Genomic DNA, 25,288 nt, shown 5'->3' on the forward strand with positions numbered 1-25,288 from the left:
GATGAACACGCTGGCCATCGCTCCAACGCCTGCACCCGGTTCGCCGCTGCGGCGTTTTTCCAACCTGCTGTACCGACGGCCCAACCTGTACCTGTCGCTATTGCTGGTGCCGCCGCTGCTGTGGTTCGGCGCGATCTACCTTGGCTCGCTGCTGACCTTGCTGTGGCAGGGTTTCTACACCTTCGATGACTTCACCATGGCGGTGACGCCGGACCTGACCCTGGCGAACTTCACGGCGCTGTTCCAGCCGTCGAACTTCGACATCATTTTGCGCACCCTGAGCATGGCCATTGCGGTGTCCATCGCCAGCGCCATCGTCGCGTTCCCGATCGCCTACTACATGGCGCGCTACACCCGCGGCAAGACCAAGGCGTTTTTCTACATCGCAGTCATGCTGCCAATGTGGGCCAGCTATATCGTCAAGGCCTATGCCTGGACGCTGCTGCTGGCCAAGGGCGGCGTGGCGCAGTGGTTCGTCCAGCACCTGGGCCTGGGGCCGGTGCTGCAGTTCGTGCTGGGGATCCCGGGCGTGGGCGGCAGCACCTTGTCCACCTCACACCTGGGGCGTTTCCTGGTGTTCGTCTACATCTGGCTGCCGTTCATGATCCTGCCGATCCAGGCGTCCCTGGAGCGTCTGCCGCCGTCGCTGCTGCAAGCCTCGGCGGACTTGGGCGCCAGGCCGCGCCAGACGTTCATGCAAGTGATCCTGCCACTGTCGATCCCCGGCATTGCCGCCGGCTCGATCTTCACTTTCTCGCTGACCCTGGGGGACTTCATCGTGCCGCAACTGGTAGGCCCACCGGGCTACTTCGTCGGCAGCATGGTCTACGCCCAGCAAGGCGCCATCGGCAACATGCCCATGGCCGCGGCGTTCACCCTGGTACCCATCGTGCTGATCGCGATCTATCTATCCGTCGTCAAGCGACTGGGGGCATTCGATGCACTCTGACTCTCAAGACCGAGCCTCGTGGGGCTTGCGGATTACGGCGTGGGGCGGATTGGTGTTCCTGCACTTTCCGATCCTGATCATCTTCCTCTACGCCTTCAATACTGAAGATGCGGCGTTCAGTTTTCCGCCCAAGGGCCTGACCCTGAAGTGGTTCAGCGTCGCCTTCTCACGCCCGGACGTGCTGGAGGCGATCAAGCTGTCGTTGCAGATCGCGGCCATCGCCACGCTGATCGCCATGGTGCTTGGCACCCTGGCCTCGGCGGCGCTGTACCGCCGCGATTTCTTCGGCAAACAGGGCATTTCGCTGATGCTGATCCTGCCAATTGCCTTGCCGGGGATCATCACCGGCATAGCACTGCTGGCGACCTTCAAGACCCTGGGCATCGAACCGGGGATGTTCACCATCATCGTCGGCCATGCAACCTTCTGCGTGGTGATCGTCTACAACAACGTCATCGCCCGCCTGCGCCGTACTTCCCACAGCCTGATCGAAGCCTCGATGGACCTGGGCGCCGACGGTTGGCAGACCTTTCGCTACATCATCTTGCCTAACCTGGGGTCGGCCCTGCTGGCCGGTGGGATGCTGGCGTTTGCGCTGTCGTTCGACGAGATCATCGTCACCACCTTCACCGCCGGCCACGAACGCACCCTGCCGCTGTGGCTGCTCAACCAGCTCAGCCGCCCACGCGACGTGCCGGTGACCAACGTGGTGGCGATGCTGGTGATGATGGTCACGATGCTGCCGATATTGGGCGCGTATTACCTGACCCGTGGGGGTGAGAGCGTGGCGGGGAGTGGCGGGAAGTAAATGTCACTGTGGAACCGGATCCCTTGTGGGAGCGGGCTTGCTCGCGAAGGCGGTGTGTCATCCAACATTTGCGTCGACTGACACGCCGCCTTCGCGAGCAAGCCCGCTCCCACCCAGATCAAAAGCAAGAATCAAGAGGACATGGACATGCAAACCAAACTGCTGATCAACGGCCATCTGGTGAACGGCGAAGGCCCTGGCCAGGCGGTGTTCAACCCGGCGCTGGGCCGGGTGCTGGTGGAGATCAATGAAGCCAGCGAAGCCCAGGTCGATGCCGCCGTGCGTGCCGCCGACAACGCCTTCGAAGCCTGGTCGCAAATGCCACCCAAGGACCGCTCCTTGTTGCTGCTCAAGCTGGCCGATGCCATCGAAGCCCACGGCGAGGAGCTGGCGAAGCTGGAGTCGGATAACTGCGGCAAACCCTTCAGCGCCGCGCTGAACGACGAGATCCCGGCGATTGCCGACGTGTTCCGTTTCTTTGCCGGCGCCAGTCGCTGCATGAGCGGTTCGGCGGGCGGCGAATACCTGCCCGGGCACACCTCGATGATCCGTCGCGACCCGGTGGGGGTCATCGCCTCCATCGCGCCGTGGAACTACCCGCTGATGATGGTCGCCTGGAAAATCGCCCCGGCCCTGGCCGCCGGCAATACCGTGGTGCTCAAGCCGTCGGAGCAGACCCCATTGACGGCGTTGCGCCTGGCGGAACTGGCGTCGGAGATTTTCCCCGCCGGCGTGCTTAACGTGATCTTCGGACGCGGGCAAACCGTCGGCAACCCGCTGGTCACTCACCCGAAAGTGCGCATGGTGTCGCTCACCGGCTCCATCGCCACCGGCTCGAACATCATTTCCAGCACGTCCGACAGCGTCAAGCGCATGCACATGGAACTGGGCGGTAAAGCCCCGGTGATCATCTTCGACGACGCCGACATTGACGCGGCCGTGGAAGGCATCCGCACCTTCGGTTTCTACAACGCCGGCCAGGACTGCACCGCCGCCTGCCGCATCTATGCCCAGCAAGGTATCTACGACCGGTTCGTCGAGAAACTCGGCGCCGCGGTAGGCAGCATCAAATACGGCCTGCAAACCGCACCAGACACCGAGATGGGCCCACTGATCACCGCCCAGCACCGCGACCGCGTGGCCGCTTTTGTCGAACGAGCAATCGCCCAGCCGCATATCCGCCTAATCACCGGTGGCAAGGCCGTGGACGGCAACGGGTTCTTCTTCGAACCGACGGTGCTGGCCGACGCCCAGCAGGATGACGAAATTGTCCGCCGGGAAGTCTTCGGGCCGGTGGTATCCGTCACTCCGTTCCTCGACGAAGCGCAAGTGCTGGCCTGGGCCAACGATTCGGACTACGGCCTGGCCTCATCGGTATGGACCGCCGACATCGGCCGTGCCCATCGCCTGTCGGCACGCCTGCAATACGGCTGCACCTGGGTGAACACTCACTTCATGCTCGTCAGCGAAATGCCCCATGGCGGTCAGAAACGTTCCGGCTATGGCAAGGACATGTCCATGTATGGGCTGGAGGATTACACGGTGGTGCGGCATGTGATGTTCAAGCATTGAGCCAATGCTAATTGCGATTACACCACGACCAAGGGGACGATACTGGTCGTGGTGAAGCGCATCTCACGATGGCACCACCAACTGCACCGAAGGAAAATAACTTCGGTAACGCTTCGCATCACGCGTAAGCAAAGGAAGACGCTTGACAGCCGCATGGGCACCGATGAAGAAATCGGCAAACACATTATTTTTGCTACCGCCCACCTTTCGATAACGCACAAAAGCCTTCCCTGCCAAAAACAACGCTGGACGAGGTACCTCCTGCATTAGCAGCCCCATCTCTTCGACAACCTCATTCAACGCTTCGAAGGTAGAAAATGTCTGGGACAGTTCAGCATAAATAACTGGATTGATTACCAAATTGTGAATTTTGGATTGGGCACGCATCTGCTCGATGGACCAATCAGCCCAAACCGGATCATCTTCCAGCACATCGATCAAGACGTTGGTATCGACCAATATCATCAGTCTTCACCACGCAACAGGGCCATTAGATCGTCTGTGCGCCATTTGATATCCGCCCTGCCACGGACAGCTTCAAAGCGATCACCGATAGCTGCCTCGGCTGTTCCGGGCTTACCTGCATGCAGCACTACCTCGCCCTGTGCATTGATGCTGAACTCTACCGCACAGCCAGGAATCAAGTGCAGCGCGTCGCGAATGGGTTTGGGAATGGTGACTTGTCCTTTGCTGGTCATAGTCGTCGGCACTGTATTCTCCTCAAAGTATTACTTCGCATAGAAAGGTAATACTTCACGCTCAGGCCTGCAACCGCCGCTGACGGTAGGCCGATGTGCTTGGCCTCGTTTGAAAATTCCCACTCGTTGGTAGGAAAATTGCGAGGCCATTTAAAAGCTGTAGGGTCTCTGGTCAAAACCGCGAAACACTGCGCATCGCATCCACCAGGTAACGCATGGCGATGCGGTCGTTTTCCGACAACTCCCGATAACGCTCGACCAATCTCATTTCTTCCAGGCTGAGCCGGCGTGTCCTGCGCGGGTGGGTCAGGCCTGGAAAGATCCCCAGCATTTCGGTGATGCCCTGTATTTTTGTCATGAGTTTGTCCTTCTGTACGTCGAGGTTGACCTGATAGCGCCGTCTGGAACCCGGGTTGGATCGTCTGTCACGCTAAAGAATAGGGAGGATTCAAAGCGTGAAAAGGGAGTTTTAGAGTAATTAGTCAAAAAAACAGGGAATCGGCATAAAAAAAGAAATAACTGTAAGAAAATTTAACCATGCCACGCTTTCCTATCTCTCCAAGCCTGTATTTCCCCTATGATTTTGCGCCTCGGTGAACCGATCCAGCTCTCAGGCATCTGTTCTAACGTTCGTCGCGTTTGGCCAAAGGCATGTCCGAACTCCTTTATCAGTCGCTGTGGCCAGGATCGGCTCGGGGCTGTTTCGAGAAAGGTTGTATTTATGCACCGCAGGAATCTGCTCAAGGCCTCCATGGCCTTCGCCGCCTACACCGGGCTATCGGCCTCCGGGCTCATGGCCGCACGCGCCTGGGCCGCCGAACAGACCGCCGACGGCGAAGCCCGTCCCTTCGACTTCAACGGTTTGAAGGAACAGGCCAAGCGGCTAGCCGAGAGCCGCTACGTCGACACCAAGCAAGTCCTGCCACCGACCCTGGCCCAGATGTCGCCGCTGCAGTTCAACGCCATCCAGTACGACGTCAACCATTCGTTATGGAATGATCTGGACGGGCGGCAACTGGATGCACAGTTTTTCCACGTCGGCATGGGCTTCAAGCAGCCGGTGCGCATGTACAGCGTCGATCCGAAGACACGTATGGCCCGTGAGGTGCACTTCCGTCCGGAGCTGTTCAACTATGAGAAAACCACGGTCAACACCTCGCAATTGACGGGTGACCTGGGCTTCGCCGGCTTTCGCGTCTTCAAGGCGCCGGAGCTGGATCGGCACGACATCGTTTCGTTCCTGGGCGCCAGCTATTTCCGCGCGGTGGACGCCAGTGGCCAGTACGGGCTGTCGGCCCGCGGCCTGGCCATCGACACCTACGCCAAGAAGCGCGAGGAATTCCCGGACTTCACTAAATTCTGGTTCGAAACCCCGGACAAGAACAGCACCCGCTTCGTGGTCTACGCCCTGCTCGACTCCCCCAGTGCTACCGGTGCCTATCGGTTCGACATCGATTGCCAGCCGACCCGGGTGGTGATGGAGATCGACGCACACATCAACGCCCGTACCGCCATCGAGCAACTGGGTATCGCCCCCATGACCAGCATGTTCAGTTGCGGCACCGTCGAGCGGCGCATGTGCGACACCATTCACCCGCAAATCCACGACTCCGACCGTCTGGCCATGTGGCGCGGCAACGGCGAGTGGGTCTGTCGTCCGTTGAACAACCCCGCCACCCTGCAATTCAATGCGTTCGCCGACAAGGACCCAAAAGGCTTCGGCCTGGTGCAGACCGATCACGACTTTGCCAGCTACCAGGACACCGTGGACTGGTACAGCAAGCGTCCGAGCCTGTGGGTCGAACCGACGACGGCCTGGGGCGAAGGCTCGGTAGACCTGCTGGAGATTCCGACTACCGGCGAAACCCTGGACAACATCGTCGCGTTCTGGACGCCGAAAAAACCGGTGGCCGCCGGTGACTCGCTGAACTATGGCTACAAGCTCTACTGGAGCGCCCTGCCGCCGGTCAGCACCGACCTGGCCCATGTCGACGCCACCCGTTCAGGCATGGGCGGCTTCATCGAAGGTTGGGCACCGGGCGAGCATTACCCGACCGTCTGGGCACGCCGTTTCGCCGTGGACTTCAGCGGCGGTGGCCTCGACCAACTGCCGCCGGGCACCGGCATCGAACCGGTGGTGACCTGCTCCCACGGCGAAGTGAAGGACTTCAACGTGTTGGTGCTGGATGCGATCAAGGGCTATCGCATCACCTTCGATTGGTACCCGACCGACGACCGCGTGGACCCGGTACAGATGCGCCTGTTCATTCGCAGCAAGGACCGGACCTTGAGCGAGACCTGGTTGTACCAGTACTTCCCGCCGGCGCCGGATAAGCGTAAGTATCCCTGAGCCCTGCTGCGTCAGGGATGACGCCTTCGCGAGCAAGCCCGCTCCCACAGTGAGCTTGTGTTATCCACAGAGTTTGTGATCCACACCCGATCCCTGTGGGAGCGGGCTTGCTCGCGAAGACGGCAGTACAAACACCAACGATTTCAAAGAAGCCAAAAAGCCCCGGCCAATGACGACCGGGGCTTTCTGTTTTATCAGGCCCTTAGTCCCGCAAATCCGACTCATGAATCGGCTGGTCCCGATGGGTGGCCCGCTGGTATTGCGCCGGCCACGTGGCCTTGCGGCCGCCCAGGTCATCATCGGCATGCAGGGCCCAGTAAGGATCACGCAACAATTCCCGGGCCAGGAAAATGATGTCGGCCTGGCAAGTGCGCAGGATGTGCTCGGCCTGGGCCGGTTCGGTGATCATGCCGACGGTGCCGGTGGCGATTTCCGACTCCTTGCGCACCCGCTCGGCAAAGCGTGTCTGGTAACCCGGGCCGGTGGGAATTTCCGCATTGGCGGCCGTGCCGCCCGATGACACATCGATCAGGTCCACCCCCAGCGCCCTGAAGCGCCGCGCCAGTTCCACGGTTTCGTCCGGGTTCCAACCGTCCTCGACCCAATCGGTGGCGGAGACGCGCACGAACACCGGCAGCTCTTCAGGCCATACCGCCCGGATCGCTTTGGTAACTTGCAGCACCAGCCGGATACGGTTTTCGAACGAGCCGCCGTATTGGTCGCGCCGCTGATTGCTCAACGGCGACAGGAATTGATGCAGCAGATAACCATGGGCCGCGTGGACCTCGACCACCTTGAAGCCGGCCGTGAGGGCGCGCTTGGCCGCCTCCACGAAGGCCTGGATCAGATCGGCGATCTGTCCTTCGTCCAACTGCACCGGCTGGGTGTGTTGCGGATCGAAGGCAATCGGCGACGGGCCGACCGGCACCCAGCCGCCGTCCGCCGGTTTGACGCTGCCATGCTTGCCCAGCCAGGGACGCCAGGTGCTGGCCTTGCGTCCGGCATGGGCCAGTTGGATGCCCGGCACGGCCCCTTGGGCGGTGATGAACCGGGTGATGCGTTGCAGGGGTTCGATCTGTTCATCGTTCCACAGCCCCAGGTCCTGGGCGGTGATGCGACCGTCGGCGGTCACGGCGGTGGCTTCGGTGAACACCAGGCCGGCACCGCCCACGGCGCGGCTGCCCAAGTGCACCAGGTGCCAATCGTTGGCCAGGCCATCGGTGCTCGAATACTGGCACATCGGCGATACCGCGATGCGATTGGGCAGGGTCAATTGGCGAAGGGTATAGGGTTCCAGCAGCAGACTCATGGGGCACCTCTCGAATCAGTGGGCAGGCTCCAGGGTTCTGTTTGAACAGTCGACGAGTGACAAAAGGTACAACACCCGCCCCCGCGGGCAAAAAATTCGACAAGACGTCACAAGGGCTATCAAGCAGTGCTTAGAGCCTAGTCGACAACCCGCGAGGACGGAGGGTTCAGAACTTAAAAACCGACGGTGTGACGCAACGACGTTCGCTCAAGGCTGCTTGCATCTCGTGGCGAGGGAGCTTGCTCCCGTTGGGCTGCGAAGCGGCCCCCTGAGTTCCAGCCATCACATTGCAAGGGGACGCTGTCGCGTCCAGCGGGAGCAAGCTCCCTCGCCACAAAGGCCGATCGGCGTATCGCCTACCGCGGCTCGATATGGGCAATCATCAACTGCACCGTTTCCTGGCCGCGGAACTCGTTGAGGTCGAGCTTGTAGGCCAGCTCCACCCAGCGCACGGTAGGGTTGGGCCAGATCTCGCGGTCGATGCCGAAGGCAATGCCGTCGAGCTTCACCGAGCCGCATTCGCTCTTGAGGATGACCTTCAGGTGCCGTTCGCCCACCACGCGTTGCTCGACCAACTGGAACACGCCATGGAACATCGGCTCCGGGAAATGCTGGCCCCAGGGACCGGCATGCCGCAGCGCCCGGGCCAGTTCCAGATGAAACTCCTCCACCGCCAGGGTGCCATCCGACAACAGCCGGCCGGTCAGGTCTTCTTCGCGCAGTTGCCGGCGCACTTCCGCATCGAACGCTTCGGCGAACAATGGAAAATTCGCCTCCGGCAGCGTCAGCCCCGCCGCCATGGCGTGACCGCCGTACTTGCTGATCAGCGTCGGATGCTGCGCCGCCACGACGCTCAGCGCATCGCGAATGTGGAAGCCCGGCACCGAGCGCCCCGAGCCCTTGAGCAAGCCGTCGCCGGCGTCGGCAAAGGCGATGGTCGGCCGGAAATAACGTTCTTTCATCCGCGAGGCGAGGATGCCGATCACCCCTTGGTGCCACTGCGGATCGAACAGGCACAAGCCGAATGGCATCGACTCCACCGGCAGGTCCTTGAGCTGGGCCAGGGCTTCACGCTGCATGCCTTGCTCGATGGATTTGCGGTCCTGGTTCATGCCGTCCAGTTGCGCCGCCATTTCCCGCGCCAGGGCCGGGTCGTCGGTGAGCAGGCATTCGATGCCCAGGCTCATGTCGTCCAGGCGCCCGGCCGCATTCAGACGCGGCCCGAGGATAAATCCGAGATCAGTGGAAGTAATCCGCGCTGCGTCGCGCTTGGCCACTTCCAGGATCGCCTTGATGCCGGGCCGGGCGCGTCCGGCGCGAATCCGTTCCAGGCCCTGGTGCACCAGGATCCGGTTATTCGCGTCCAGCGGTACCACGTCGGCCACGCTGCCCAGGGCCACCAGGTCGAGCAATTCGCCAATGTTCGGCTGAGGGGTGCTGGCGTACCAGCCCAGGCTGCGCAGACGCGCCCGCAGCGCCATCAGCACATAAAAAATAACCCCGACACCAGCCAGGGCCTTGCTCGGGAACTCGCAGCCCGGCTGGTTCGGATTGACGATGGCGTCGGCCGCCGGCAATTCGAGGCCCGGCAAGTGGTGGTCGGTGACCAGCACCCGAAGCCCCGCCGCTTTCGCCGCCGCCACGCCTTCCACACTGGAAATGCCGTTATCCACGGTGATCAGCAATTGCGGTTCGCGGGCCAGGGCGACTTCGACGATTTCCGGGGTCAGCCCATAGCCATATTCGAAGCGATTGGGCACCAGGTAATCGACATGGGCCGCACCCAGCAGCCGCAAGCCCAACATGCCCACCGTGCTGGCCGTCGCGCCATCGGCATCGAAATCCCCGACGATCAGGATCCGCTGGCGTTGCTCCAGCGCCGTCACCAGCAGATCCACCGCGGCGTCGATCCCCTTGAGCTGCTGGAACGGAATCAAGCGCGCCAGGCTCTTGTCCAGTTCGGCCTCGGACTGCACGCCGCGTGCTGCGTACAGGCGGGTCAACAGGGGCGGCAAGTCACCGAGGAACGGCAGGGTGTCGGGCAGTTGGCGGGGTTCTATACGCATGGGGGACGGACATTTCTCTACTTTTTGGTCCTGGACCGTGGCGAGGGAGCTTGCTCCCGCTGGGCTGCGTAGCGGCCCCCTTGATTGTGGGCGCTGCGCACCCAAGCGGGAGCAAGCTCCCTCGCCACAATGAGTTCACTCAATACCTGTCAATGGCTCAACCGCGTTCGCCCAGCAACCATTGGAGCTGGACTTCATGCTGGCCACGGTCGTCAGTCACGAAAATCGTGCCTTCGCTGATCATCACATCCCACTTGATCACCCGGGGCATGTCCTTGGCCAGGGTTTCGAGCACTTCCTGGGGCACGGCGGCGATGTTGACGTTCTTCAGGTTCTTGACCGCCGGAATCACCTTGCCTTCCCACACCCGCAGGCTGCCGTAGGCCAGCAGGCTGGTGCGCTCGGTCCGGCGCGAGCACCAGGTCAGCCGATCGGCATCCGGCTGACCGACTTCGATCCAGTGCAGCACCCGGTCATCCAGGCTTTTTTCCCACAGCGCAGGCTCATCGACGTCTGACAGACCACGACCAAATGCCAGCAACTCGTTGTACCAGAACGCGTAGGCCAGCAGGCGCACGGTCATGCGCTCTTCGGTTTCCGAAGGGTGGCGGGCGATGGTCTGCTTCACATTTTCGTACACATTGCGGTCGAGGTCGGTGAGGTTCAGTTCAAACTTGTAGGTCGTGGACGGCTGGGCCATGAACGGGCTTCTTGATACGAGGAAAGGCGGCAAGTCTAACCGATGACGCGGGCAATCCACGAATTGCCGACCATCAACCTGCGGCGACCGGCCCTGGCCTATGATAAAACGCTCTATCCGTTCTGCTTTGTCCTACAGGATCCGTCATGTCGCTTACTGCCAAACCCCTTGCCGGCGTCAAAGTCATCGAACTCGGCACTTTGATCGCCGGGCCCTTCGCCTCGCGAATCTGCGGCGAATTCGGTGCCGACGTCATCAAGGTCGAATCCCCCGATGGCGGTGATCCGCTGCGCAAATGGCGCAAGCTGTACGAAGGCACATCCTTGTGGTGGTTCGTCCAGGCACGCAACAAGAAGTCCCTGACCTTGAACCTCAAGCACCCCGAAGGCCTGGCGATCCTGAAGAAACTGATCGGAGAAGCCGACATCCTGATCGAGAATTTTCGCCCCGGCGTGTTGGAAAAGCTCGGCCTGGGCTGGGATGTTCTGCATGCACTGAACCCGAAGCTGGTGATGGTACGGCTTTCGGGCTTTGGCCAGACCGGGCCGATGAAAGACCAGCCGGGGTTTGGCGCGGTGGGCGAATCCATGGGCGGCCTGCGCTACATCACCGGTTTCGAAGACCGCCCGCCGGTGCGCACCGGGATTTCCATCGGCGACTCCATCGCCGCCCTGTGGGGCGTGATTGGCGCATTGATGGCCCTGCGTCACCGCGAGGTCAACGGCGGAACCGGGCAAGTGGTGGACGTGGCTTTGTACGAGGCGATTTTCGCCATGATGGAAAGCATGGTGCCGGAGTTCGACGTGTTCGGCTTCATCCGCGAGCGCACCGGCAACATCATGCCCGGCATCACCCCCTCGTCCATCCACACCAGCGCCGACGGCAAGCACGTGCAGATTGGCGCCAACGGCGATGCGATCTTCAAGCGCTTCATGCAGATCATCGGGCGTGACGACCTGGCCAATGACCCGCAACTGGCCAGCAATGATGGCCGTGACAGCCGGCGCAATGAGCTCTACGGCGTCATCGATCGCTGGGTCAACGGGCTGCCGCTCGACAGCGTTATCGACCAACTGAACCAGGCCGGGGTACCGGCCAGCCGGATCTTCAGCGCCGAAGACATGCTCAGCGACCCGCAATTCCTGGCCCGTGAAATGTTCCTGCAGGCCAAGCTGCCGGACGGCAAGGCGTTCAAGATGCCAGGAATCGTACCGAAACTCTCCGACACCCCGGGCACCTCCGAATGGGTCGGGCCGGCATTGGGTGAACACAATGCCCAGGTGCTCGGCGAACTGGGCTACGACGCGCAGCAGATCGCCAAGCTGCGTAGCGACGGGGCCATTTGACAGACCGCAGGAGGGCAGCCACTGAAGATCAAACTGTGGGAGCGAGCCTGCTCGCGATAGCGTCGGGTCAGACGACTTGATGTTGACTGGCACACCGCAATCGCGAGCAGGCTCGCTTCCACACAGGTTTTGGGTCGTTTATAAGATCAGTGTCCGCCGCCGATCCCTGTGGGAGCCGAGCTTGCTCGCGATAGCGGTGTGTCTGCTTGCATCAATGCTGAATGTGCCGCCGCAATCGCGAGCAGGCTCGCTCCCACAGTTGGGCCCACAAAAGCTCCACCAGGGCCTGACAGAACACGCTAAACACATAAAAGCCGGGCAAAAAGAAACCCCGAGAAGTGGGGAGACGACTCGGGGTTAAACGTAACCAATCATGGTTAGTACAACAAGCGACAAGCACCGGAGCACAATGCTTGCTCTTGCTGGTAAAAGGTCTGACTCATCAGGACGTAGGAAGGTTCCCACAAAACCCGGTCAATTCGCCGCGACCATGACCTTGTCGCGCGCCAGATTGCGCAATGCCGCAATCACACAGGGCTCAAGGCGACCCTCGGCAATCAGCACATCGCGATGCAGGCCATCGACCACGTCGGTCAACTGACGCTTGTCGGCCAATTGGGCCTGATTGAACACTCGCTCGACGATGATGCTCCCGCTGGCATTCCTCAGCGTTACCCGGCATTCGCCCTTGGCACCGGAGGGAGTCAGCGAGACCTGGTACGGGCTCAAGGCTTCATTCAGCAATAGGCTGATACTTTCCATTCGCTCACCCTTCAATAGTCCGAAACAACTGCATGTACACAGTCAATGACCGTGGGCCGCAGCAGAAAGTTCGTCAGCGCACCGAACCGGCACGCCTCAACCTGTTCAACCGAGCATGCGCGTCCAATATGACAGTCAAACAACAGCCTTCTCCGGGCGCCGTTACGGGCTGACGGCCGGCACAGCCAAGCCCCTGTCGCAACGGCGCCACCGGCGCCCGACATCGGTCCAGCCCCCCAGAATGCCACGCAGGTGCCCATCGGCCCCATAGAACGGCACCGACCAATGATAGATTTCCCGCAATCCGCCGCTGAACATCAATTGCCGGTCGACGAACCGAGACTGGCCGGTGCGCAATTGATCCATCACTTCCCCATGCAGCAGCTCGGCGGTGGCCGGCGGGAATGATGCCGAGTCGGTCAGCCGCGTGCCCCGCAGTTTTTCGAAGCGGGTCGCGAACTGCTCTTCATAGCTTTTGTTGCACATGATCAGGCGGCCTTCCAGATCACGGATGAAAATCGGGTCGGGAATGGCATCCATCAAGGCCCGCTGGAGCATCAACTGATCCTTGAGGACCGCTTCGGCGTTGAGGCGTTGGTCGATCTGTATCTGCAGGCGACGGTTCCACAGCAGGGACAAGAGGCCAAACACCACGACCACGGTCACACACCAGTAACCCCAGCTGGACATCCGCGTCCAGATCGTGGGCGCCTGGACTGGGGTCGTGCCGGACAACCATTTCGAACGCAGCGCACGCATGTCCTCGGCCGGGAAGGCTTCCAGGGCTTTATTCAAGATACTCAGCAACACGGTCAGGTCCTGGCGTACCGCCAGGTAATCCGGTTCCCACTTGCCCTCAAGGCCGCTGCCGACCTGCAATTGCCCGGCCGGGTAGAGATGCACCCCGGTTTCATTTTCGATAGTGGCAAAGGCTTCCCGGCTCTCTACCAGCGCCCGCGCCTCGCCAGAGGTCTTGGTCGTGCGTAATGTGATCGTCGGGTAATCGCGCCGGATTTCCGCTTCCAATGCATGGCGTGCCGGTAATGCCAGGACTTTCCCTTCGAGCTGCCCCAGCGAATGAAGGGACGATTCCCCGTCTCGGCCGACGAATACCCAGCCGAAACCACCGAACGCATGGCTGAAACTGAGGAAATCCCGACGTTCTTCATTCATCGCCAGCAGGGTCGTCATGTCGGCCTCGCCATTCTCCAGCATCGTCAACAACTCACCGGGGGAGAACGACTCCCGATGCACGAACTCGAGGCCGCTCAGGTGCGCGATACGCTGGAGAATATCGTGGTTCAACCCACTCCACTGTCCCTGCTCATTCTTGAACAAGTACAACGGAAACTGCATGGTGGCCACGATGACCCGGGGGTTCTCCTTGACCCACTTCAACTCTTGCGCGTCCAGCACCAGCCGTTCGCCAGGGTTGCGCGGTGGCGTTTCGAAAGCGCTCAGCGGCGCCGCACCGCCCCCCTGCGTCCAGTACATCAGGGCCAGGACCATTACCCAGCCCAGGGCTGGCTTGCCTTTGATAAAAAACGACATCTGCATTTCCTTCGAGATGACTCGCCCATCCCTCCAAGGGCGAAAACCCGGCCAGTTTGGCATGCAGAAACAAGAAAGCCCGTCAGGAGACGGGCTTCAAAATGTGACAGATTTAAGCGGTCAGAGTGGCTTGCCGCGATTGCCATGCAGGCTGACAAAGGCCTGCACGGCTTTCAAGTCGTTGGGCAACACGGTGCATCGCTCATCTCGCTCAAACAAATCAGAAAGATGCGCAGGCAGTTCGAGCGCTTTTCCTACACCAGCTTTCTCCACCGCTTCCGGGAACTTGACCGGGTGAGCCGTGCCCAGGATCACCATCGGGATGTCCAGGCTGCGACGGCACTCACGAGCGGCCCTGACACCGATGGCCGTGTGCGGATCGAGCAACTCACCGCTCTGCTCGAACACCTCGGCGATGGTTTCGCAGGTCTGCTCATCGTTCACGGCCAGGGAGTCGAACAACTTGCGGGCTTCGGTCCAGCGCTCAGGCTCGACGCTGAAACCGCCGCCCTGCCGGAAGCTGTCCATCAGGCCGGCGATCGCCGCGCCGTTGCGACCGTGCAGGTCGAACAGCAGGCGTTCGAAGTTCGACGACACCATGATGTCCATCGAAGGCGACAGCGTGGCGTGCAGGGTTTCCTTGACGTACTGGTTGCCGCTCATGAAGCGGTGCAGGATGTCGTTGCGGTTGGTGGCGACGATCAACTGGTTGATCGGCAGCCCCATGTTGCGCGCCAGGTACCCGGCGAAGATATCGCCGAAGTTGCCGGTCGGCACCGAGAACGATACGGAACGGGCCGGACCGCCCAGCTGCAGGGCCGCATGGAAGTAATAGACGATCTGGGCCATGATCCGCGCCCAGTTGATCGAGTTCACCGCCACCAGCCGCGTGCCCTTGAGGAAGCTCTGGTCGGCGAAGCTGGCCTTGACCATTTCCTGGCAGTCATCGAAGTTGCCTTCGATGGCGATGTTGTGGATGTTATCGCCAAAAATGGTCGTCATCTGCCGACGCTGCACTTCCGAGACCCGGTTGTGCGGGTGCAGGATGAAAATGTCGACGTGCTCGCAATGCTTGCAGCCTTCGATGGCCGCCGAACCGGTGTCGCCAGAGGTGGCACCGACGATCACCACGCGCTCGCCACGCTTTTGCAGCACGTAGTCCAGCAGGCGACCGAGCAGTTGCAGGGCGAAGTCCTTGAACGCCAGGGTCGGGCCGTGGAACAGCTCCATGACCCATTCGTTACCGTTGAGCTGACGCAGCGGCGCGATGGCATTGTGGGAAAAGACGCCATAGGTCTCTTCCAGGATCTTTTTAAAATCGGCGTCCGGGATGCTGCCGGTGACAAACGGGCGCATGACCCGGAACGCCAGCTCGTGATACGGCAGGCCGGCCCAGGAAGCGATTTCTTCCTGGGTGAAACGCGGCAGGTTTTCCGGCACATAGAGACCGCCGTCCGTGGCCAGGCCGGCCAGGAGGACATCTTCGAAATTCAGGGCCGGTGCCTGGCCGCGGGTGCTGATATAGCGCATAGGGGGCAAACCTTCGGTTTGAGCTGCGAGCTGTAAGCTACAAGCTGCAAGTAAAAGCGGATCTGCTTTGACTTGGAGCTTGCAGCTTGAAGCTTGTAGCTGCTTAGTTCAAATGTTCAACGCGGATACGGACCACCGGCCCAACGACACCCTGGAGCGCTTCCAGCGCCGCGATCGCGTCGTTGATGTTCTGCTCGACCACACGGTGGGTCAGCAGGATCATCGGCACCAGGCCGTCGTGTTCCTCGACTTCCTTCTGCATGATCGACTCGATGTTGATGCCGCGCTCCGAGAGGATACTCGCCACTTGGGCCAGCACGCCCGGATGGTCCTTGGCCTGGATGCGCAGGTAGTAGGAGCTTTCGCACGCCTCGATCGGAAGAATCGGGTGAGCCGACAACGAGTCTGGCTGGAAGGCCAGGTGCGGCACGCGATTTTCCGGGTCGGAGGTCATGGCGCGAACCACGTCCACCAGGTCGGCAATGACTGAAGAAGCCGTCGGCTCCATGCCCGCGCCAGCGCCGTAGAACAACGTCGAGCCAGAGGCATCGCCGTTGACCATCACCGCGTTCATCACACCGTTGACATTGGCGATCAGGCGGTCGGCCGGGATCAGCGTCGGGTGCACGCGCAGCTCGATGCCGCTGGCGGTGCTGCGCGCCACGCCCAGGTGTTTGATGCGATAGCCCAGGGCTTCGGCGTAGTTCACGTCCGCGGTGGTCAGCTTGGTGATGCCCTCGGTGTAGGCCTTGTCGAACTGCAACGGAATACCGAACGCAATGGACGCCAGGATCGTCAGCTTGTGCGCGGCGTCGATGCCTTCCACGTCGAACGTCGGATCAGCCTCTGCGTAGCCGAGGGCCTGGGCTTCGGCGAGCACGTCTTCGAAGGTGCGACCCTTCTCGCGCATCTCGGTGAGGATGAAGTTGCCGGTGCCGTTGATGATCCCCGCGACCCAGTTGATACGGTTGGCCGACAGGCCTTCGCGGATCGCCTTGATCACCGGGATGCCACCGGCCACGGCGGCTTCGAACGCCACGATCACACCCTTCTCGCGGGCCCTGGCGAAAATCTCATTACCGTGAACAGCGATAAGCGCCTTGTTCGCGGTGACCACATGCTTGCCATTCTCGATGGCCTTGAGTACCAACTCGCGGGCAACGGTATAGCCGCCCACCAGCTCTATGACGATGTCGATCTCAGGGTTCGTGGCCACTTCGAACACATCGTTGGTAATCGCAATACCGGTCGTCTGGAACTGAGGCTTTGGCGTGCGCATGGCAATTTGTGCCACTTCGATCCCACGCCCGGCACGACGAGAAATTTCCTCGGCGTTGCGCTGAAGTACGTTGAAGGTGCCGCCACCGACGGTACCTAACCCACAGATGCCTACTTTGACCGGATTCACTCTTGACTCCCCATGAAACGGCCGACGCAAGGTCGGCCGTGAAATACAGCCGCGCAGCAACGCGACTCTGTGTTTAACGGCCCGACGAAAGTTTTCGCCGAGCCGTGATCTTCAAAAGCGGATCGCCCATGATCATTTCGCGCCGAGGGCCAGTTTGGCCACTTGTGGCGCTGGCTGGTAGCCCGGAATTACCTGACCATCGGCCAAAACAATCGCCGGCGTACCGTTCACACCTATTGACTGTCCGAGGGCAAACTGCTTGGAAACCGGATTCTCGCACTGGGCGGCCTTGATTTCCTTGCCGTCGACCATCTTGTCCATGGCCGCTTTCTTGTCCTTGGAGCACCAGACCGCCTGCAACTGCTCATCACCCGGCGAGCCCAGGCCCTGGCGCGGAAATGCCACATAACGCACTTCGATGCCGCGCTTGTTCAGTTCCGGCACTTCGGCGTGCAGCTTGTGGCAATACGGGCAGGTGGTGTCGGTAAACACGGTGATGTGGGACTTGGTTTCGCCGATGGCCGGATAAACCACGGTTTCAGCGACCGGAATGCCGTTGATCAACTTGGAAATGCCTTGGCGCTCGGTCAGCTCGGTGAGGTTGACCGGCTTGCCGTCCTTGAGCTCGAACAGGTTGCCCTGGACGATGTATTGGCCGTCGGCGCTGGCATAAAGCACGCGGCTGCCCTTGAGCTTGACCTCATACAGGCCGGCCATGGGACTGGCCGAAATGGTGTCGATCGGCACGTCGAGCTGAAGGTTTTCCAGGCTTTTGCGGATAGCCTTGTCGGCCGCGTCGTCGGCGATGGCAAAGGTACTGGCCAACGCAATGGCGGCGGCGGTGAACATCTGGATCAAACGCATGGGGACTCCTGAGGCGAACAAATGAGACGGGAAACACCGACCCGCAGATTCGGGTTCCAACCGCCCACTGTGCAAACCGACAAAGCCTACCACAGAAGGCTGGCGTGACCGAATGCCGCTGACGCAAGACATTGCTGGAGGCTGCCCTGTGGAACTGTCCTGTGGGAACTGTCCTGTGGGAGGTACCTGTGGGAGCAAGGCTTGCCCGCGATGGCCACGCTACGGTGTAACAACTGAACCGCGTTATCGTTCATCGCGGGCAAGCCTTGCTCCCACAAGCTTGCTCCCAAAGGCTCCCACAGGGGACTTCATTCAGCCGCGGGGATGATGCTTGGCATGCAAGTCCTGCAACCGTGCCCGAGCCACATGGGTGTAGATCTGGGTAGTGGACAAGTCGCTATGGCCAAGCAGCATCTGCACCACCCGCAGGTCGGCGCCGTGGTTGAGCAGGTGTGTGGCGAAGGCATGACGCAAGGTGTGGGGCGAGAGGGATTTGTTGACCCCGGCCACCTTGGCCTGGTGCTTGATGCGGTGCCAGAAGGTCTGGCGGGTCATCTGCTCGCCGCGCAGGCTGGGGAACAGCACATCGCTGGGACGCCCACCCAGCAGTTCATGACGGGCATCGCGCATGTAACGCTCGACCCAGACAATCGCTTCCTCGCCCATCGGCACCAGGCGCTCCTTGCTGCCCTTGCCCATCACCCGCAGCACACCCTGGCGCAGGTTGACTTGCTCCAGCGTCAAGCTGATCAGCTCGGTGACCCGCAGGCCACAGGCGTACAAGACTTCCAGCATGGCCCGGTCGCGCTGGCCGATGGCCTCACTGAGGTCGGGCGCCGCCAGCAACGCCTCCACATCGGCTTCCGACAGGGACTTGGGCAGCGGACGTCCCAGCTGCGGCATTTCCACGCGCAAGGTCGGATCCACCGCGATGAGCTTTTCCCGCAGTAAATAGCGATAGAACCCACGCAAGCCGGAGAGAAACCGTGCCGTCGAGCGCGGTTTGTAGTTCTGCTCCAGGCGCCACGCCAAGTGATCGAGGATCAACTCCCGGCCGGCATTGATCAGTTCCAGGTTATTTTCCTGCAACCAACCGTTAAACAGTGCCAAATCGCTGCGGTAGGCACCGCGGGTGTTATCGGACAGCCCCTTCTCCAGCCACAGGGCATCGAGAAACTGGTCTATCAGCGGATGATCGATGGCAGGCATAAAGACTCTTGAAAGATGCGGGCACACACGGCATCGAAAATGGAAATGAAGCTATGCAGGGTGCTCAAAGCACAAATCGCAGGCAACAAAAAAGCAGCCCGCAGGCTGCTTTTTTTTGCATCGGAAGCTGGACTTAAGCCAGTTTTTCCTTGATGCGAGCTGCTTTACCCGACAGGTCACGCAGGTAGTACAGCTTGGCTTTACGTACGTCACCGCGACGCTTGACAGCCATGCTGTCGATTTGCGGGCTGTAGGTCTGGAAAGTACGCTCTACGCCGACACCGTTGGAGATTTTACGAACGGTGAATGCACTGTTCACGCCACGGTTACGCTTGGCGATAACGACGCCTTCGAACGCTTGCAGACGGGAACGGTCGCCTTCCTTCACTTTCACCTGAACGACAATGGTGTCGCCCGGGGCAAAGGTAGGGATTTCTTTGGTCATCTGCTCTGCTTCGAGTGCAAGGATGATTTTGTTAGTCATGCTGTGCTCCTAAGGCAAGTCGTCGGACTCACCATCGATACGTTGTTAACTATCGTCCCGCTCGCGGATGTATTCCTCGAGCAGCTTCTTCTCTTCTCCAGAAAGCGAGCGGCTTTCCAGAAGATCGGCGCGTCGTTCATAGGTCCGACCAAGGGACTGCTGTAAACGCCAACGCCGGATGTGCGCGTGGTTGCCACTTAGCAACACGTCGGGAACACGCTGATCCGCATACACCTCCGGTCGGGTGTAGTGCGGGCAATCCAGCAGACCATCCGTAAAGGAATCTTCCTCGGCGGAATCTGCATGCCCTAAAGCTCCAGGCAGCAGTCGTGTAACCGCATCGATCAGGACCATCGCCGGCAGCTCGCCGCCAGACAGTACATAGTCGCCAATCGACCACTCTTCATCGACATGAGCTTCAATGAAACGCTCGTCAATGCCTTCATAACGGCCGGCAATCAGGATCAATGCATCCGAATTTGCCAGCTCGCGTACCGCCGACTGAGTCAGCTGGCGGCCTTGGGGCGACAGGTAGATCACCTTCGCACCCTCCCCGGCTGCCGTCCTGGCCTGAACCAGCGCATCTTCCAGGGGCTTGATCTTCATCACCATGCCCGGGCCACCGCCAAACGGGCGATCGTCCACAGTGTGATGTCGATCCGTGGTGTAGTCCCGCGGATTCCAACAGGTGAGCTGCAACAGCTCCTGTTTCACCGCGCGGCTGGTTATGCCGTACTCGCTGATGGCGGAAAACATCTCGGGAAACAATGTGATGACTTCAACGCGCAAATTAGCCACGTTTAGAAATCCGCATCCCATTCCACCTTCATCTCGCCTGCGGCAAGGTCGACGGCCAACACGCATTGCTCGGTATAGGGCAACAGGCGTTCGCGATCATCCAGGCTGCCGACGCAAGGCTTGACCACCATGACATCGTTCGAACCGGTCTCGAGCAGGTGATCGATTTTCCCGAGCAATTGCCCGAGGTGGTCGATGACCTTCAGACCCACCAGCTGGTACCAGTAGTACTCGCCGTCGGTCAGTTCAGGGAACAGGTTGCGCGGCACGCAGATCTCATAACCGGCCAGAAGACGTGCTTCTTCACGATCATCGAGACCCTTGAGCTTTGCGACCAGGAACTTGTCGTTCCCGCGTCCGCTGACCAGCTCCACCTGTTTCACGCTACCTTCGCGCTTGAGCGTCCAGGTTTTGTACTCCAACAGGTTCTTGATCGGATCAGTAAAGGAATACACCTTCACTTCGCCGCGAACGCCATGTACAGAATAGATCTTGCCGACAACGATCAAATCACCGGCATCTTTTGGCGTCGCGTTCATATTGCTCAGGCCGCAGCCTTAGCCGATTCCTTCAACAACTGAGCAACGCGCTCAGAAGGTTGTGCACCAACGCTCAGCCAGTAGGCTACGCGCTCTTGGTTCACGGACAGACGAACTTCCTGACCACGGGCAACAGGGTTGAAGAAACCAACCTGCTCCTTGTGGGAACCGTCACGCGGGTTGCGGCTGTCGGTTACGGTCAGGTGGTAAAACGGGCGCTTTTTGGAGCCGCCAAGGGCAAGACGGATTGTTAGCATGTGAACATCGTTCCTGTAGTCGGTGCTGCAAATCTAAATGCACAGCGGGCATAGGTGCCCGAAAGGCCGCATATTCTAAGGAATATCCGGACTTTTGCAAATGTCTTTTTCCGGCGCCTGGCGCCATGCGATCAAGATTTGCCATAGAGCCGTCATGAAAAACGGCAGGTCAGCTCCCACGTAGCGCGGGTTTGCTGGAGATCCCCGCATCCGTGCGGGGCAACGCCGACATGACAGCCGGCGCAGATTCTTTACATTTTCGGCATGCCGCCGCCGGGCAACATACCGCCCATGCCGCGCATCATCTTGGCCATTCCGCCCTTGGCGGAGAATTTCTTCATCATCTTCTGCATCTGCTTGTGTTGCTTGATCAAGCGGCCGATGTCCTGCACCTGGGTGCCGGAACCCATGGCGATGCGGCGCTTGCGCGAACCGCTGATCAGCTCAGGGTCGCGGCGCTCGGCCGGGGTCATGGAGTTGATGATGGCTTCCATCTGCTTGAACTGCTTTTCAGCCGCGCCCTGGGCATTGCCCATCTGCGCCAGGTTCACGCCACCGATGTTCGGCAGTTTGTCCATGAGGCCGCCAAGGCCGCCCATGTTCTTCATTTGTTGCAGCTGGTCGCGGAAGTCTTCGAGGTCGAAGCCCTTGCCCTTCTTCAGTTTCTTGGCCAGTTTGTCGGCCTTGTCCTTGTCGAGGGTCTGCTCGGCCTGCTCGATCAGGCTGAGCACGTCGCCCATGCCGAGGATGCGCGAGGCGATACGCTCGGGGTGGAACGGCTCGAGCGCTTCGCTCTTCTCGCCCATACCGATGAACTTGATCGGCTTGCCAGTGATGGCACGTACCGACAGCGCGGCACCGCCACGGGCGTCACCGTCGACCTTGGTCAGGATCACGCCGGTCAGCGGCAGCGCGTCACCGAACGCCTTGGCGGTGTTGGCCGCGTCCTGGCCGGTCATGGCATCGACCACGAACAGGGTTTCCACCGGGTTGATCGCGGCATGGAGCGCCTTGATCTCGCCCATCATCTCTTCATCGATGTGCAGGCGACCGGCGGTATCGACGATGACCACGTCGATGAATTTCAGTTTTGCTTCTTTAATAGCCGCCTGGGCGATGTCCACTGGCTTCTGGCTCAGGTCGGACGGGAAAAACGTCACGCCGATGTCGTTGGCCAGGGTTTCCAGTTGCTTGATCGCCGCCGGACGGTAGATGTCCGCCGACACTACCATCACCGACTTCTTCTTGCGCTCTTTAAGGAAGCGCGCCAGCTTGCCGGCTGTCGTGGTCTTGCCCGCGCCTTGCAGGCCGGCCATCAGCACGACCGCTGGCGGTACGGCGCTGAGGTTCAGGTCTTCGTTGGCGGCGCCCATCAGGCTTTCGAGCTCGGCCTGGACGATCTTCACGAACGCCTGGCCCGGCGTCAGGCTGCGCGACACTTCGGTGCCGACGGCGCGTTCCTTGACCGAATTGACGAAGTCCTTGACCACCGGCAGGGCGACGTCGGCTTCGAGCAACGCCATGCGCACTTCGCGCAGGGTGTCTTTGATGTTGTCCTCGGTCAGTTTCGCCTTGCCGGTGACATGGCGCAGCGTCTGCGAGAGACGGTCGGTTAGGTTTTCAAACATGCGCGATCCTTTCAGGCCCAGATGAGACCGGGATAATGGCGGCCCAGACCGTGAAAAATGTGCTCGGCGAGCCTGCGGCGTGGGCAGGTCGCGGATTATAGCGAAGAAGCGTGCGGCGTACACCTTGCAGTGGTCTTTCGTGTGGAGGGGGTTCTATGCCAAACTCAGCGCCTTTCGGGCTTGCCTAACAGGATTTATGCTCCCCTTGTCACCCAGCTTGCTTGCCACCCTCGCCGCCGCTTGCCTTTATGCCGCTGCGACCCTCTATCAAGGCACACGCCTGGCCACCGGCGCCAAGGCGAACAAACGCCTGCTGGTCACGCTTGGCGTGCTGGCCGTGCTCGGCCACGCGGCCAGCCTTTATACTCACCTGATGACGCCGATCGGCCTGGGCCTGGATTTTTTCAACGCCGCCAGCCTGATCGCCGTCGCCGTGATCGCCCTGACGCTGCTGGCCTGCTCGCGCATCCCGGTGGAGAACCTGTTGGTGCTGCTGTTCCCGCTGGGACTGGCCACGGTGCTGCTGGCGCAGTTCGCGCCGTCGGGCACCGTGCAGATCATCGACGAAGAGCCAGGCATCCTCGCCCACATCCTGCTGTCGATCCTCGCCTACGGCCTGTTCACCATCGCCGTGTTCCAGGCCTTGTTGCTGCTGGTGCAGGATCACCAGCTCAAGCACAAGCACCCGTCCGGGCTGATCCGCAACTTCCCGCCGCTGCAAACCATGGAAAGCCTGTTGTTCGGCTTCCTCTGGGCCGGCTGGACCCTGCTGTCGCTGTCGCTGATCTCCGGCTGGCTGTTCGTCGAGAACCTGTTCGCCCAGCACCTGGTGCACAAGACCTTGCTGGCGTGCCTGGCGTGGGTCGTGTTCAGCGTGCTGCTGTGGGGCCGCAACCGCCTCGGCTGGCGTGGACACAAAGCGATTCGCTGGACCCTGGCCGGTTTCTGCCTGCTGATGCTGGCGTACTTCGGTAGCAAGCTGGTTCGTGAATACATCCTGCATATCTGACGGACGGCCCTGATGGATACGTTGCCCGTAGCGCCGTTGTTCGCCGTGCTGGTGGTGCTGATCCTCTGGTCGGCCCTGTTCACGGCCATCGAAGCCGCCCAGCAATACCTGCTGGCCCAGCGCACAGCCTCGCGCGCCAGTGACAGACCGCTGGCGGCGCTGACCTTCCCGCTGGCCAGCCTGATCCTGTGCAATACCCTCTGTCGCGCCCTGGCCGTGGTCATCGGCACGTTGCTGGCCATTTTTACCTGGCTGGAAAACGGCCCGTGGGTCGCCTGGCTCGGCACCAGCGCCGCCCTGCTGGTGTTCGCCGACTACCTGCCGCGGACCTTGGCCAGCCGTCAGCCCGACGCGGTGCTGGCATTGGGCAACACCTTGCTGGGCATACCGCTGAAGATCCTCTACCCGTTTGCCTGGTTGCTGAATAGCGCCAGCCAGTTGTTGCTGCGCCCCTTCGCTCGCAAGCCCGGCATGGTGCAGCAGAGCGACGACGAAATGCCCGCGCCACCGCGTAGCGAGCAGGAATCCGAGCACGGCAGCAGCCGGCTGCATCCGATTTCCGGCATCCACGCCCTGGACAACATCACCGTCAACGATATCCTCGTACCCCGTAGCGAGGTCGATGGGATCAACCTCGACGACCCCATCGGCGACATCATCGAACAGCTGCGCCTGAACCGGCGTACCCGCCTGCCGGTGTTTCACAGTGACATCAACCAGGTCGAAGCGGTGCTCAACACCCGCCAGATCCGTCATTTGCTGGCGGACGCGAGCCTGACCAAGGAAGCGCTGCTGACCGCTTCCCACGAGCCTTACTTCGTGCCCGAAAGCACGCCACTGCAGCTGCAACTGTTGAATTTCCACAAGCAGCAGCGGCGCTTGGGCATGGTGGTGGACGAATACGGCGAAGTGCTGGGTATTGTCACCCTGGAAGATATCCTCGAAGAAATCGTCGGTGAATTCGAGAGCGAGCACAGCCTCGACAATCCCCACGTTCATCCCCAGCCCGACGGCCGCCTGATGATCGATGGCGCGGCGTCGATCCGCGAATTGAACCGGACCCTGGGCTGGCACCTGCCTTGCGACGGCCCCAAGACCCTCAATGGGTTGGTGACCGAAGCCTTGGAAACCATTCCCGAAAGTCCGGTCTGCCTGAAGATCGGCCGTTATCGGCTGGAAATCATCGAAACCGTGGACAACCGCGTCAGCCAGGTGCTGGCGTGGCATAACAGCTCGGTGCCGGCAGTCCTCTAATTACCCACCGTGGCGAGGGAGCTTGCTCCCGCTGGGCTGCGCAGCAGCCCCAAAAGCAGCCCCCAACTTACCTGATACACCGAGTGATATGGTTTCAGGGCCGCTTCGCAGCCCAGCGGGAGCAAGCTCCCTCGCCACGGTGGGTAATTAGAGGACTGCCGGCACCGAGCTGTTATGCCACGCCAGCACCTGGCTGA

The 25,288-nt window shown here is 60.8% G+C and carries 24 protein-coding genes; 7 read left to right on the plus strand and 17 right to left on the minus strand.

The features are described from left to right. Position 1: 1 nt before the first annotated feature. From HU767_RS06990 to HU767_RS07000, 3 genes are all read left to right on the plus strand, one after another. Entirely contained in the window at positions 2 to 949 is a 948-nt protein-coding gene (locus HU767_RS06990; protein WP_186705453.1) for an ABC transporter permease, read from the plus strand. Beyond that, the gene (locus tag HU767_RS06995) at positions 939 to 1,757 is read left to right on the plus strand and encodes an ABC transporter permease (RefSeq protein ID WP_186728968.1); all 819 of its coding nucleotides are present in this window, start codon (positions 939 to 941) and stop codon (positions 1,755 to 1,757) included. The genes HU767_RS06990 and HU767_RS06995 overlap by 11 nt, the downstream gene beginning before the upstream one ends. Before the next feature lie 147 nt (positions 1,758 to 1,904). Next, positions 1,905 to 3,329, plus strand: coding sequence for a gamma-aminobutyraldehyde dehydrogenase (locus HU767_RS07000; RefSeq protein WP_186705451.1), 1,425 nt, complete (start codon positions 1,905 to 1,907; stop codon positions 3,327 to 3,329). A gap of 63 nt (positions 3,330 to 3,392) precedes the next feature. On the opposite strand, the gene HU767_RS07005 is transcribed toward HU767_RS07000, so the two are convergent. The 3 genes from HU767_RS07005 to HU767_RS07015 form a co-directional block, all read right to left on the minus strand. After that, entirely contained in the window at positions 3,393 to 3,794 is a 402-nt protein-coding gene (locus HU767_RS07005; protein ID WP_186705450.1) for a type II toxin-antitoxin system VapC family toxin, read from the minus strand. Beyond that, positions 3,794 to 4,039 (minus strand): type II toxin-antitoxin system PrlF family antitoxin, encoded by a 246-nt coding sequence (locus HU767_RS07010; protein WP_186705449.1) that lies wholly within the window; start codon positions 4,037 to 4,039, stop codon positions 3,794 to 3,796. The genes HU767_RS07005 and HU767_RS07010 overlap by 1 nt, the downstream gene beginning before the upstream one ends. 160 nt (positions 4,040 to 4,199) lie before the next feature. Further along, on the minus strand, positions 4,200 to 4,385 hold the full coding sequence (locus HU767_RS07015) for a hypothetical protein (protein WP_186705448.1): 186 nt from the start codon (positions 4,383 to 4,385) through the stop codon (positions 4,200 to 4,202). A 363-nt stretch (positions 4,386 to 4,748) separates the two neighbouring features. On the opposite strand from HU767_RS07015, the gene HU767_RS07020 reads away from it, so the two are divergent. After that, a complete protein-coding gene (locus HU767_RS07020) occupies positions 4,749 to 6,377 on the plus strand; it encodes a glucan biosynthesis protein D (RefSeq protein WP_186728970.1) in 1,629 nt (542 codons plus the stop codon). Between the two features lie 202 nt (positions 6,378 to 6,579). Here HU767_RS07020 and HU767_RS07025 read toward each other — a convergent pair whose 3' ends face one another. From HU767_RS07025 to HU767_RS07035, 3 genes are all read right to left on the minus strand, one after another. Next, positions 6,580 to 7,686 carry an NADH:flavin oxidoreductase/NADH oxidase gene (locus tag HU767_RS07025; protein ID WP_186705446.1) on the minus strand — a complete coding sequence of 369 codons (1,107 nt, stop codon included), beginning with the start codon at positions 7,684 to 7,686 and terminating at the stop codon, positions 6,580 to 6,582. A 356-nt stretch (positions 7,687 to 8,042) separates the two neighbouring features. Continuing rightward, the gene (gene recJ / locus HU767_RS07030) at positions 8,043 to 9,752 is read right to left on the minus strand and encodes a single-stranded-DNA-specific exonuclease RecJ (protein ID WP_186705445.1); all 1,710 of its coding nucleotides are present in this window, start codon (positions 9,750 to 9,752) and stop codon (positions 8,043 to 8,045) included. A gap of 157 nt (positions 9,753 to 9,909) precedes the next feature. Then, positions 9,910 to 10,452, minus strand: a complete 543-nt coding sequence (locus tag HU767_RS07035; RefSeq protein WP_122568769.1) for a YaeQ family protein — start codon at positions 10,450 to 10,452, stop codon at positions 9,910 to 9,912. 146 nt (positions 10,453 to 10,598) lie between these two features. On the opposite strand from HU767_RS07035, the gene HU767_RS07040 reads away from it, so the two are divergent. After that, a complete protein-coding gene (locus HU767_RS07040) occupies positions 10,599 to 11,798 on the plus strand; it encodes a CaiB/BaiF CoA-transferase family protein (RefSeq protein WP_186728972.1) in 1,200 nt (399 codons plus the stop codon). 474 nt (positions 11,799 to 12,272) lie between these two features. On the opposite strand, the gene HU767_RS07045 is transcribed toward HU767_RS07040, so the two are convergent. The 11 genes from HU767_RS07045 to ffh form a co-directional block, all read right to left on the minus strand. Next, positions 12,273 to 12,560, minus strand: coding sequence for a DUF3509 domain-containing protein (locus tag HU767_RS07045; protein ID WP_186705443.1), 288 nt, complete (start codon positions 12,558 to 12,560; stop codon positions 12,273 to 12,275). A gap of 162 nt (positions 12,561 to 12,722) precedes the next feature. Then, positions 12,723 to 14,111, minus strand: a complete 1,389-nt coding sequence (locus HU767_RS07050; RefSeq protein ID WP_186705442.1) for a transporter substrate-binding domain-containing protein — start codon at positions 14,109 to 14,111, stop codon at positions 12,723 to 12,725. Between the two features lie 120 nt (positions 14,112 to 14,231). Continuing rightward, positions 14,232 to 15,641, minus strand: coding sequence for a threonine synthase (gene thrC, locus HU767_RS07055; RefSeq protein ID WP_186705441.1), 1,410 nt, complete (start codon positions 15,639 to 15,641; stop codon positions 14,232 to 14,234). A gap of 103 nt (positions 15,642 to 15,744) precedes the next feature. Further along, the gene (locus tag HU767_RS07060; RefSeq protein ID WP_186705440.1) at positions 15,745 to 17,049 is read right to left on the minus strand and encodes a homoserine dehydrogenase; all 1,305 of its coding nucleotides are present in this window, start codon (positions 17,047 to 17,049) and stop codon (positions 15,745 to 15,747) included. 132 nt (positions 17,050 to 17,181) lie between these two features. Then, positions 17,182 to 17,913, minus strand: a complete 732-nt coding sequence (locus HU767_RS07065) for a DsbC family protein (protein ID WP_186705439.1) — start codon at positions 17,911 to 17,913, stop codon at positions 17,182 to 17,184. 312 nt (positions 17,914 to 18,225) lie between these two features. Next, the gene (gene xerD, locus HU767_RS07070; RefSeq protein ID WP_186705438.1) at positions 18,226 to 19,122 is read right to left on the minus strand and encodes a site-specific tyrosine recombinase XerD; all 897 of its coding nucleotides are present in this window, start codon (positions 19,120 to 19,122) and stop codon (positions 18,226 to 18,228) included. A gap of 133 nt (positions 19,123 to 19,255) precedes the next feature. Then, the gene (rplS, locus tag HU767_RS07075) at positions 19,256 to 19,606 is read right to left on the minus strand and encodes a 50S ribosomal protein L19 (protein ID WP_003175895.1); all 351 of its coding nucleotides are present in this window, start codon (positions 19,604 to 19,606) and stop codon (positions 19,256 to 19,258) included. Between the two features lie 45 nt (positions 19,607 to 19,651). Continuing rightward, entirely contained in the window at positions 19,652 to 20,425 is a 774-nt protein-coding gene (gene trmD, locus HU767_RS07080; protein ID WP_170845966.1) for a tRNA (guanosine(37)-N1)-methyltransferase TrmD, read from the minus strand. Then, complete coding sequence (gene rimM / locus HU767_RS07085) at positions 20,407 to 20,943, minus strand: ribosome maturation factor RimM (protein ID WP_186705437.1); 537 nt, start codon at positions 20,941 to 20,943, stop codon at positions 20,407 to 20,409. The genes trmD and rimM overlap by 19 nt, the downstream gene beginning before the upstream one ends. Before the next feature lie 5 nt (positions 20,944 to 20,948). Next, positions 20,949 to 21,200: a 30S ribosomal protein S16 gene (gene rpsP, locus HU767_RS07090; RefSeq protein WP_003198088.1), complete on the minus strand. Its 252-nt coding sequence runs from the start codon at positions 21,198 to 21,200 to the stop codon at positions 20,949 to 20,951. Between the two features lie 251 nt (positions 21,201 to 21,451). Continuing rightward, positions 21,452 to 22,828: a signal recognition particle protein gene (gene ffh, locus HU767_RS07095; RefSeq protein ID WP_003198085.1), complete on the minus strand. Its 1,377-nt coding sequence runs from the start codon at positions 22,826 to 22,828 to the stop codon at positions 21,452 to 21,454. Positions 22,829 to 23,024: 196 nt separating this feature from the next. Here ffh and ccsA point away from each other — a divergent pair, with 196 nt between their 5' ends. After that, positions 23,025 to 23,837, plus strand: coding sequence for a cytochrome c biogenesis protein CcsA (gene ccsA / locus HU767_RS07100; protein ID WP_053118690.1), 813 nt, complete (start codon positions 23,025 to 23,027; stop codon positions 23,835 to 23,837). Positions 23,838 to 23,849: 12 nt separating this feature from the next. Further along, the gene (locus tag HU767_RS07105) at positions 23,850 to 25,091 is read left to right on the plus strand and encodes a transporter associated domain-containing protein (protein WP_186728980.1); all 1,242 of its coding nucleotides are present in this window, start codon (positions 23,850 to 23,852) and stop codon (positions 25,089 to 25,091) included. Positions 25,092 to 25,288 lie beyond the last annotated feature (197 nt).

This window comes from Pseudomonas sp. SWRI179, assembly GCF_014268705.1.
Lineage (GTDB): Bacteria > Pseudomonadota > Gammaproteobacteria > Pseudomonadales > Pseudomonadaceae > Aquipseudomonas > Aquipseudomonas zanjanensis.